General features: G+C 70.1%; 9 protein-coding genes. 5 read left to right on the top strand and 4 right to left on the bottom strand.

The features are described 5' to 3' along the window. The first annotated feature begins 181 nt into the window (after nucleotides 1-181). The 4 genes from ABD211_RS23590 to ABD211_RS23575 all read left to right on the top strand — a co-directional run bounded on the left by ABD211_RS23590 (nucleotide 182) and on the right by ABD211_RS23575 (nucleotide 4,084). Nucleotides 182-1,309 carry a YVTN family beta-propeller repeat protein gene (locus tag ABD211_RS23590; RefSeq protein WP_344135975.1) on the top strand — a complete coding sequence of 376 codons (1,128 nt, stop codon included), beginning with the start codon at nucleotides 182-184 and terminating at the stop codon, nucleotides 1,307-1,309. A 76-nt stretch (nucleotides 1,310-1,385) separates the two neighbouring features. After that, the gene (locus ABD211_RS23585; protein ID WP_344135972.1) at nucleotides 1,386-1,550 is read left to right on the top strand and encodes a hypothetical protein; all 165 of its coding nucleotides are present in this window, start codon (nucleotides 1,386-1,388) and stop codon (nucleotides 1,548-1,550) included. Nucleotides 1,551-2,647: 1,097 nt separating this feature from the next. Further along, complete coding sequence (locus tag ABD211_RS23580) at nucleotides 2,648-3,055, top strand: hypothetical protein (protein WP_344135969.1); 408 nt, start codon at nucleotides 2,648-2,650, stop codon at nucleotides 3,053-3,055. Nucleotides 3,056-3,160: 105 nt separating this feature from the next. Beyond that, the gene (locus ABD211_RS23575) at nucleotides 3,161-4,084 is read left to right on the top strand and encodes a hypothetical protein (RefSeq protein ID WP_344135966.1); all 924 of its coding nucleotides are present in this window, start codon (nucleotides 3,161-3,163) and stop codon (nucleotides 4,082-4,084) included. A gap of 72 nt (nucleotides 4,085-4,156) precedes the next feature. Here the strand turns inward: ABD211_RS23575 and ABD211_RS23570 are convergent, their stop codons facing one another. The 4 genes from ABD211_RS23570 to ABD211_RS23555 form a co-directional block, all read right to left on the bottom strand. Beyond that, on the bottom strand, nucleotides 4,157-5,425 hold the full coding sequence (locus tag ABD211_RS23570) for an MFS transporter (RefSeq protein WP_344135963.1): 1,269 nt from the start codon (nucleotides 5,423-5,425) through the stop codon (nucleotides 4,157-4,159). Then, nucleotides 5,422-6,537 carry a PLP-dependent cysteine synthase family protein gene (locus tag ABD211_RS23565; RefSeq protein WP_344135960.1) on the bottom strand — a complete coding sequence of 372 codons (1,116 nt, stop codon included), beginning with the start codon at nucleotides 6,535-6,537 and terminating at the stop codon, nucleotides 5,422-5,424. The genes ABD211_RS23570 and ABD211_RS23565 overlap by 4 nt, the downstream gene beginning before the upstream one ends. Before the next feature lie 183 nt (nucleotides 6,538-6,720). Next, on the bottom strand, nucleotides 6,721-7,149 hold the full coding sequence (locus ABD211_RS23560; protein WP_344135957.1) for a hypothetical protein: 429 nt from the start codon (nucleotides 7,147-7,149) through the stop codon (nucleotides 6,721-6,723). Nucleotides 7,150-7,224: 75 nt separating this feature from the next. Further along, the gene (locus ABD211_RS23555) at nucleotides 7,225-9,942 is read right to left on the bottom strand and encodes a heavy metal translocating P-type ATPase (protein WP_344135955.1); all 2,718 of its coding nucleotides are present in this window, start codon (nucleotides 9,940-9,942) and stop codon (nucleotides 7,225-7,227) included. Nucleotides 9,943-10,044: 102 nt separating this feature from the next. Here ABD211_RS23555 and ABD211_RS23550 point away from each other — a divergent pair. Beyond that, nucleotides 10,045-10,231: hypothetical protein (locus tag ABD211_RS23550; protein ID WP_344135953.1), on the top strand; the 187-nt coding region annotated here is incomplete at its 3' end.

Genomic DNA, 10,231 nt, shown 5'->3' with positions numbered 1-10,231 from the left:
CCCCGTACAGCCCAGACTTCGGACTCAATCATCTAGGCCACACCAACCGGCAGCGCCAACGCCGGGAACATCATTGTTTCTTCATGAAACCTTCCATATTCGCCCGGGGTCGCGCGTAGAGGATCGCTTCGCCCACATGGTCATGGGCCACGGGTCTGCAAACGACCAGGAGGTATACGGCATGCATCAGCGACGGTGGGCGGTCCCGGCCTGGGCGGCAGTCACGGCGCTGTCGGTCCTGGTGGCCGCGGGCGCGTGCGGCCGTTCCGGCGACACCACTGCCCGCACCCCTACCACCTCGACACCCAGCGCCGCCCCACAGGGCACCGTGTGGGTGGCCGAGGAGGGCGGAAACGCGCTGACCGCTATCGACGCCGCCACCGGCCGCGTGGTTACCACGATCGGCGGCATCAGCGGGCCGCACAACGTCCAGGTCAGTCCGGACGGCAGCCGGGTGTACGCGGTCAGCGGGAAGGCCAACGCCATCGCTCGGCTGGACGCCGGCACGTACCGGCTCGCCGCGTCCGGGCCCACTGGGTCGGGCCCCGCGCACGTGGTACTGACGCCGGACGGTGCGAAGACGTACGTTACGAACTTCGGTGACGGTAGCGTTTCGGTCTACCGGACCGGTGATCTGACGCCCACCGCGACCATCCGCATCGGTGGCGGCCCGCACGGAACCCGTCCCACGCCGGACGGCACCGGCCTGGTCGTGGCCAATCTCGGGGCCGGCACCGTCGACCTGATCGATACGCGTACCGACAAGAGGACCGTCGCCGTTCCCGTTGACGGGCCGCCGGTTCAGGTGGCCGTATCCCCGGACAGTCGCTACGCGTACGCGAGCATCACCCGGCCCGCCAGCATCGTCAAGATCGGTCTGCGCGCCGGCATGACGGTCGCGCGTGTCGCCGTCTCCGCCGCTCCGGCCCAGGTGTACCTCACCCCGGACGGTCGCACGCTGCTCAGCGCCGACCAGGGCACCGAGGACCGCCCCGGCAACGTGGTGTCCCTCATCAACACCGAGAGCATGACGGCCACCGGCCACATCACGGCGGGGTCCGGGCCGCACGGCATCGTGGTCGAGCCCACCGGGCAGCGTGCCTGGGTCACCAACATGTACGACTCGACCGTCTCCGTCCTTGACCTGACGGCCCGCGCGGCTGTCGCCACCATCAGGGTCGGCGACGAGCCGAACGGCATCAGCTACAGCGCCCGTCCCCCCGCTCCCGCCCCGGCGCGGATCGACGTGGTGCTGCCGTCCCCTCACGCCACCGGCGACATGCACGACCACGACATGCCCGACATGTAGCCCGCTGCGGAAACGATGGAGGCTGCGATGACAGAACCGTCCTTCGCGACTCCCCCGGGTGGGCCGTGGACTCCCCTTGACGGACCTGCCATCCCGCGGCATCGAGGAGATCCAGGACCCGGTGGAACACGATCGGGTGTACGCGGATAGTGCCGCCCGTGGCAGCGGGAAGGTCGAGGGCGTCGTCGGTCCGGCCGTCGATCGAGGCGAGCAGGCGGAACGGCAGCCCGCAGTCCGGTGACCCGGTGGCGAGGGACACCCGGTCGGTCATCTCGTACGGGATGAGTGGCAGTGTGTGACTGGACAGCACCGTGACCAGCAGACGGTCGCCGGGCTGTTCGGGCGGGACGGGCCGGTAGCCGTGACCACTCGGGGATCACGAGGTCCTCGAACAGGTGCATGCCGTGGTGACGGTCGCACTCGGCGGCGATGCCGCCCGTCTCGGTGGCGGCGTAGACGTTGAACGGGGCTACGCCGAAGGCCCGCGTCGCCATCGCACGACCCTCGTCGGTGAGCACCTCGGAGGAGGAGTTGACCGCGCGCGGGCGGATGCGCAACCGCCCGGCGAGCTGCTCCTCTGCCAACATGCGGATCATCGACGCGTACGCGATCAGCACGTCGGGTCGCAGCAGGTTGAGGCGGGCCACGGTGTCGTCGAGCGGGGCGGCCGCGTCGAGGCGCTCACTGCGGATGAACGGGCTACGTACGGTCGCGGCGACCCGCGATGACTGGTGCCACGCCGTCGTCGAGCTGACCACCGCCATACTGACGCGGTGCAGCGGGTCGACGCGCACCCCTTGGCCTTGCTGGGGATAACGCTTCTGCGGCCTGAACTGCCCGACGTGACGGACACCCGGTACCGCCAGCGAACAGATCGCTGTCACGTAGGCCGTCCAGATAGGCCTGTACGTTGGCCAGGCGAACCACCGGATCAGTGGCGATCTCGTCAAAGTGGTCCATCAGCATGGCCTTGGTGAGGACGGGCAACACGCTGTGCGGTGCGCTCGCCAGACCAGCCAGCCGCCGCTGCTAGAACAGCGACCGCGCCGCCGCGAAGGTTCGCAACGTCTCCAGTCCCCTCGCCTGGTGGTCGGCGACCCGCTCCGCCGTCCACCGTTCCCGTTGACGGAGGCGCCCGCGCGGCCAGAGCCTCGGGCGATCATCGGGACGTCCACGTCAGGCCCTCCTGCTCGACCCGTTACCAGCCTGCGCACAGGTACCCCCTGGGGGTAAGGTACGAGGTGCCTGCCAGGTCAGGCCGTCCGGCCCATGACGTGGCTGGGATGATCCGACCGAGGTGTGAGGGGGGCCATGCGAGGGCGCGACCGTCGGGCACGCGTGACGTCCCGCCTCGTGCTGGCACTCGCGGTGTTCACCGGGCTCATGGCGATGCATGGGGTGTCACCACCCATGTCGGCGGCGTGCGTCGCGGGCACGTCGACCAGCAAGCCGGTCGCTGAGCCGGGCCACACCATGGCCCATGGCGGAGCAGCTGCGCATGCGCCGGCGGCTTCGAGCGGTAGCGTGGTGGCACTCGATCACGACGGGGGCCACGGCGACATGTGCGTCGCCACGGTCCCGCGCTCGCCGCTGACGATGATGGCGGCCGCCGCTGTCCTGCTGGGCATCATGTCCGGCCTCGCTGGCGCGGACCTGCTCGATGCCCCGTTCCGGCAACGCCGCGCGTCGCGCGCGTCGCCCTGGGGCGCGGCGCTGCTCATCCGATTGTGCGTGTCCCGGACGTGAGGACCGCCTGTCGACGCTGCCCGCGCGGGCACGTCGGCACGGCTGATGTCCTGTTCGTCGCGCGTACCGCAGGAGCGCGGGCGCGCTGTCCGGAAAGTTCACACCATGTCAGTAAGCACATCTTTCCGCCCGTACCGTCGTGGGCTGGCCGCTGCCACGCTGGTCCTCGGACTGGTCATCGGCACGTCCGCCTGCGGCTCGGACATGTCCGGCATGGACCACGGGAGCACTCCGGCAACACCGCCTTCGGGCTCGGCCACCGGCCACCCGGACATGACCGGCATGCCCGGCATGGCGGGCGAGCACGAGGCGTACAGCGGGAACGGCCTGTCGGCCCAGGAGGACGGCATCCGCTTCGCGCCGGCCAGCATGGAGCTTCCCGCCGGCACGCCGTCGAGCTTCACGTTCAAGATCCTCGGCGCGGACGGCGCGCCGGTGACGACGTTCGAGCCCGACCAGACGAAGCTCATGCACTTCTACCTCATCCGTTCCGACCTCACCGGTTTCCAGCACCTGCACCCGACCATGGCGCCGGACGGCACGTGGACCGCACAGGCCACCGCACTGCAGCCGGGTCAGTACCGGGCGTACGCGGCTTTCATCGCCAAGGTCTCCGGCCAGGACAAGCCGCTCGTCCTGAGCGAACACGTCACCGTGCCCGGTAAGGCGGACACCGTGGCCCTGCCGAAGGCGTCGGCGACCACGACAGTCGACGGATACAAGATCACCCTATCGAAGGAGCCGATGATGGTCGGCATGGCGCATCCGCTGACGGTGGAGATCACCAAGAACGGCAAGCCGGTCACCGACCTTGAGCCCTACCTCGACACGAAGGCCCACCTCACCGCGTTCCACGACGGCGACATGGCCTTCGCCCATCTGCACCCGCAGGACGGCCATGGTGGCCACGGCGGCGGGAGCCTGACGTTCATGGCGTCGCTGGGCAAGCCGGGCAACTGGCGGCTGTACCTGCAGTTCCAGACGGATGGCGTGCTCCACACGGCGGCCGTGACACTCGCGGTCGCGTGACGCCCCGGGTGGGCGGACGCTGGATACGGCGTCCGCCCACCCGTTGACACCACGGCCGGCCGGGTTCGGCCATCACACGGCCACGACATCCCGTTCCGATGGGGCCCGACCAAGGTGTCCGTGACGCCATAGGCCGTAGAGGGCGACGGCGCTGGCCAGACCTGTCATGCACAGCATCAGCCACGGCACGGCCGGCCAACCGTTGCGGGTGGCCAGGTCGTACGCCGCGCCGACCAGGAGGTTGCCGGCGGCGATCCCGATGCCGGAGACGGTGTTGTAGAACCCGTAGTGCGTGGCGACCAGCTGGTCACGGGCCAGGGAGACGATGGTCGCCATCTCGAACGGATAGACGATCATCGTGGCCAGGGCGAGCAGCGCGCAACTCGCGACCGCGGGCCCCAGCGCGATCGCCGTGGCGAGCGGGCCGGTGATGTCGGGCGGGCGACCGGCGGCCAGCAGCGGGGGCAGGAACGCACCGGTCATGAGCAGCACGCCGGCGATAAGGGCGCCCGGTGCTGTCCAGCGGCGTCGAATCCAGGTCGTGACACGAACCTGGCCGAGGACCGTGAGGGCGCCGGAGACGACGAAGAGCGCGGCGGCCCAGCGTTCGCTTCCCGTGACCTGGCGCACCTGGATCGGCAGCGCCAGGTACACCTGGTAGTTGAGCAGGTAGGAGCCGGTCATCGCGACGGAGAACAGGACGAACGACCGGTTGCCCACCACCGTGCGCCAGCCGGCCAGTACGCCTGCCGGACCGGCGGCGGGCGCTGTCCGGGCTGGCAGGACACCCAACTGGACCAGCATGAGTACCGCGAACGTGGCGGCTGCTACCAGGCAGACCGCGCCGAAGTTCACGGTCATCAGGGCAAGGCCGACCAGCGGGCCGAGCAGGATGCCGGCCTGGTAGAAGACGTTGAAGACGGCGAACGCCTCCGTTTGACGGTCGCCCGCCTCGGCAGCGACGTACGCGCGGACCGCGGGATTGAACAGCGCCCCGGCCAGTCCGGTCAGCGCGGCGCCGAGGATGAGCGCCGGCAGACTCGTGACCAGACCGAGAAGCGTGAAGCCGACCACCCGCAGCGCGAGTCCCGCGATGATGGCCGGCCTGTACCCGAAGCGGTCCGCGACGCTGCCGCCGACGAGGAACATGCCCTGCTGGGCGACGTTGCGTACCCCGAGGACCAGGCCCACCGCCCAGGTGGCCAGGCCGACCGTGTACGAAAGGTGCCCGGCCAGGTATGGCATGAGCATGTAGAAGCCGATGTTGATGGTGAACTGGTTGATCAGGAGAACCTTGGTCGGCCGACTGAACGTGCGCGCCTGCGCGATGGCCCCCGTCACCGGCCACGCCCCGCGATCGGGTCGACCACGGTGCGGCAACGACTCCACCCGACGACCTCGCGCTGCCAGGGGTGGGACAGTTCGTCCGGATCGTCGGCGGGTGGTCGGTCGAACAGGTCGTGCTGGTGGCAGTACTCGTCGTTGTAGATCGTTTCGGCGTAGCGTTGCGGCCCGTCGGGAAACACGCCGACGATCGTGGTCGCCGGCGGCAGGGTACGGGCGAGCCATGAGGCGACCAGGGCGACAGCGCCGACGCTCCAGCCGCCGGTCACGTAGCGCGCGGCAGCGAGCCGCCGGCACATCCAGATGGCCTCCGTGGGGGCGACCCAGTGCACCTCGGAGAAGGCGGCGTAGTCGACATTGCGCGGGTAGATGCTCGAGCCGAGCCCGCGCATCAGCCGGGGTCGGGCCGACTGGCCGAAGATCGTGGAGCCGACCGTGTCGACGCCTACCAACCGCAGGTTCGGGTGGTACCGGCGCAGTACCCGGAAGATGCCGGCGCTGTGGCCGCCGGTGCCGACGCTGCACACCAGGACGTCGACCCGCTCGATTTGGCCCACGAGTTCAACTGCCAGGTCACGGTACGCGTCGACGTTGTCGGGATTGTGGTACTGGTCGGGGCAGTAGGCGCCGGCGTGTTCCGCCAGCAGAGCGCTGACCCGGTCGCGGCGGGCCTGCTGCCAACCACCGATGGGATGCGGCCGCTCGACGGTCTCGACCCGCGCGCCAAAGGCGCCGAGCAGGTAGCGCAACGACGGCTCCAGTCCAGGATCGGTGACCAGAGTGACCGGGTGCTGGTAGGTGACGGCGGCCAGGGCCAGCCCGAGGCCAAGTGTCCCGGACGTGGACTCGATGATCGGTGCCCCGGGCGCGAGGTCCCCTCGGTCGCGGGCACGCCGGATGAGGTGCAGACCTGGACGGTCTTTGATGCCGCCCGGGTTAGCGCCCTCCAGCTTCGCCCAGAAGCCACGGCCACAGTCCCAGCGGACGTCGGGCGTCCACACCAGCGGTGTGTTGCCAACCAGTTGCTCGACGGATCGGCAGGTGCCGCGGTTGTGCGCGGTTTTCGCGGACGGTAGGTCACCGACGCGGGCGACAGCGACTTTGCTCATGATCATGTTCTTTCCGGGCAGCATGATGCTGCCCTGCGGTACGGACGACGGAGGCAGCGCTCGCGGCGCCGAGAAACGGCACGTCCGCCCGGTCATCGACCGGGCGCTGGGCCGGACCGGGCGAGGCTCCGATACCGCGCGTTTGACGGCGCGGTCAGCCTCGACCGGGCGGCCGGCGCTCTCCTACGTCCGGCTGACGCCCGTGCGCAATCGGGTCGACCGCTGTCCTGCACGGCGGTCGGGGAGCAGTCGTGGCGCCACTTCGGCCTGCGCTTCCGCCACGGCCGCGGGCGCCGGGCGATCCAGGTCCACCGCAGGTCGGTCGGAAGAAACCCCGGGCGCGCCGCACGCATGAGCATGGGAGTGGTTGTCCGCACCGGCCACGACTTCCGTGCCGAGCACCACGCCGTAGGCCGCCGACAACGCGTCCGTGGCCGGCCCCGGGTGGGCGGACACTGCACCCACCTGGGTGGCCACGGACGTCGCATGATCAATTTGGTGCGCCGCCGCGTGCGCGTGTGGCCCCGCCAGACAGGCGATGAGCTGCACCGCCAGGAGCACGAACCCGCACAAGTAGGCGGGTCCGGCACGGGTCGGCAGCGAGAAGCGCACGCATGGAATATAGCTATAAGTTCTCTTTCTCCGCTTTATTCTCCTTCACCAGGCCGTCGTGGCGTCGCGGGCGCGCTACCGGACGGACTCGGTGTACCGGTCGGGGTCGGCGTCAAAGGTGGCTGCGCAGCGTGCGGAGCAGAAGTGGTAGGTGGTGCCGTCGACCTCGCGGGTGGCCGCGGCGGCGTCTGGCTGGACCGTCATGCCGCAGACCGGGTCAACGGCGGTGTTCGTGGGTGTCACGGTTGTCTCCTTCGTCGGGGCGTGCTCGTCGGTGTGCGCGCCTGTGGATACCCGGACGTCGGTGTCCAGGCGGACCGGGCTCGCGTCGGGCAGCGCCGGGGGGTGCCATCCGCGCAGGCGGTTGGCGTTGGCGACAACCGACAGCGATGACAGCGCCATGGCCGCGGCGGCGATCATCGGCGACAACCGCAGACCAAAGAACGGGTAGAGCAGGCCGGCGGCGATCGGGATACCGACGGCGTTGTAGATCAGGGCGAAGAACAGGTTCTGGCGGATGTTGCGCATGGTCGCCCGGGACAGCGAGATCGCGGTCGCGACGCCACCGAGGGAGCCGGTGATCAGCGTGACGTCGGCGGCCTCGATCGCGACATCGGTGCCGGTGCCGATCGCCAGGCCGATATCAGCCTGGGCGAGCGCCGGGGCGTCGTTGATGCCGTCGCCGACCATGCCTACCCGCGCCCCCGCGGCCTGCAGCCGGCGCACCTCGGTCGCCTTGTGTTCGGGCAGCACCTCGGCCAGGACGGTCGGGATGCCCACCTGGCGGGCGATCGCCTCGGCGGCGCGGCCGCTGTCTCCGGTGATCATCACGGTGGCGAGGTTCATCCTGCGCAACGCCGCGAGGGCAGCCACGGAGTCCGGCTTGATCGGGTCGGCCACCGCGAGCACCCCGGCGGGGCGGCCGTCGACCGCGACCAGGACCGGCGTGCGGCCCTCCGCCGCGAATCTGGCAGCGACGTCGCTCGCGGCGCCGCTGTCGATACCCACCTCTGCGAGCAGGCGGGCGGAGCCGATCAGGACCTCGCGACCGTCGACGGTGGCGCGCACGCCCTTGCCCGTGACGGAGGAGAAGCCGACGACGGTCGGGCGCGGCAGGCCGCGCTCGTCGGCGACGGCCACGACCGCGGCCGCGAGTGGGTGTTCGCTGTCGCGTTCAGCGGCGGCGGCGAGCGTCAACAGCGTGTCGTCGTCGAATCCGGGCAGGGCGTGCAGCTCGGTCAGGGCCGGCTTGCCGGCGGTGATCGTGCCGGTCTTGTCCAGCACGACGGTGTCGAGGCGGTGCGCGGTCTCCAGTGCCTCGGCGGAGCGGATGAGGACGCCGGCCTGGGCGCCCTTTCCCGTAGCCACCATGATCGAGAGCGGGGTGGCCAGGCCCAACGCGCACGGGCAGGCGATGATCAGCACGGAGACGGCGGCGACCAGGGCGGTGGTGAACGCCGGCGACGGTCCGATGATGAACCAGACGGCGAAGGTCGCGATCGCGATGGCCATGACAGCCGGGACGAAGTAGCTGGAGATCGCGTCAGCGAGGCGCTGGATGGGCGCCTTCGATGCCTGTGCCTGCTGTACCAGTCGGATGATCTGCGCAAGCATTGTGTCGGCGCCGACCTTCTCCGCGCGGACCCGCAGCGACCCGGTGGTGTTGATGGTCGCGCCGATGACGGCGTCGCCCTCACGCTTGGTGACCGGGACCGGCTCCCCCGTGATCATCGACTCGTCGACCGGCGAGGCGCCTGAGATGACGGTCGCGTCGACAGGGATCTTTTCCCCGGGCCGGATGACCACCTCGTCGCCGACCACGACGTCCTCGATCGGGACCTCGGACTCGACGCCGTCGCGCACGACCCGCGCCGTACGGGCCTGCAGACCGAGCAGGGCACGGATCGCCTCGCCGGTGCCGGCCTTCGCCCGGGCCTCCAGCAGCCGCCCGAACAGGATCAGGGTGATGATGACGCCAACCGCCTCGAAGTACACGTCGCGCAGCTCGGCGGGCAACAGCGTCGGCGCGACGGTGACCAGGAGGCTGTAGGCGTACGCGGCGCTGGTGCCGAGCGTGATCAGCGAGTTCATCTCGGCGGCCCGGTGGGCCAGGGCGAGCCAGCCGATCCGGTGGACCGGCCAGCCGGCGTACAGCATGACCGGCGTGATGAGCGCCAACTGCAGCCAGTGGTTGAGCAGCAGGTCCGGTACCCAGCCGGCACCGAAGAGCTCGTGGGCCATGACCGCGACCAGCACCGGCACGGTGAGGACGGCGCCGATGCCGACACGACGGGTCAGGTCGCCGATCTCGGCGCGGCGCTCGGCCACATCGGCGGCCTCGACCGCGGCCGCGTCCCGTGTCGGCTCGTCGGCGGCGAACGAAGCGGCGGGTGGTGGCGTCGCGTCGCCGGTCGGTTCGGCAGGGTCGACCAGCAACGTGCCGTGGATCATGTTCATGCCGCAGGCGAATTCGAAGGTTCCCGGCTGGTCGGGGCGCAGCCGCACCGTGGTTCTGGTGTGGGCGGGCAGGCCCGCGCTGACCCCGAGGTCGGGGAAGACCACCCGGTTGGTGCACTCTCCGGCTTCCTGCCGGTCGAACTCGATCTCCAGGGGTACGCCCTGGCGGGCGTGGATCCGGTCGGGGCTGTAACCGCCCAGGACGGTGACCACCACCCGCTGCACGCCATCGGCGTACTCGGCGATGTGTCCGCGCCGGGGTGCGAAGAAGAACCAGCCCAATGCGGCGATCGTCCCGATCGAACCAGCCAGCACGGCGATGTCGGCGGCGTCCACGGCGTACCTCCATAGGTCAGATCTCGGTAGTCCACCTTCCGTAATATACCCCCAGGGGGTATCGGAAGGAGGCCGGCTCGGGGCGGCGCTGACCGTTCCGCCGTGCTCGGCGACGATGGCGCGCACGATCGCCAGCCCGATGCCGATGCCGGACCTGATCGCGTCGCCGCCTACGACGGGATAACGGCATCGGCGTTTCGTGCCACCGACGCGATTCAATTCCAGCGGGGCATACCACCGTTGGCTACTCCGCTTCGGAAGGGCGTCGCGAGAGACCTTCATAAGATCT

This window comes from Luedemannella flava (genome assembly GCF_039528515.1).
In the GTDB taxonomy this organism is placed as follows: Bacteria; Actinomycetota; Actinomycetes; order Mycobacteriales; family Micromonosporaceae; genus Luedemannella; species Luedemannella flava.
Note: the sequence above shows the minus strand (reverse complement) of the source record. Positions and strands in the feature narration are given on the sequence as shown.

Excerpts from the sequence above, each read along its gene's own strand:
- ABD211_RS23575 (WP_344135966.1), top strand. The coding sequence starts at position 3,161 with ATGTCAGTAAGCACATCTTTCCGCCCGTACCGTCGTGGGCTGGCCGCT.
- ABD211_RS23590 (WP_344135975.1), top strand. The coding sequence starts at position 182 with ATGCATCAGCGACGGTGGGCGGTCCCGGCCTGGGCGGCAGTCACGGCG.
- ABD211_RS23565 (WP_344135960.1), bottom strand. The coding sequence starts at position 6,537 with ATGAGCAAAGTCGCTGTCGCCCGCGTCGGTGACCTACCGTCCGCGAAA.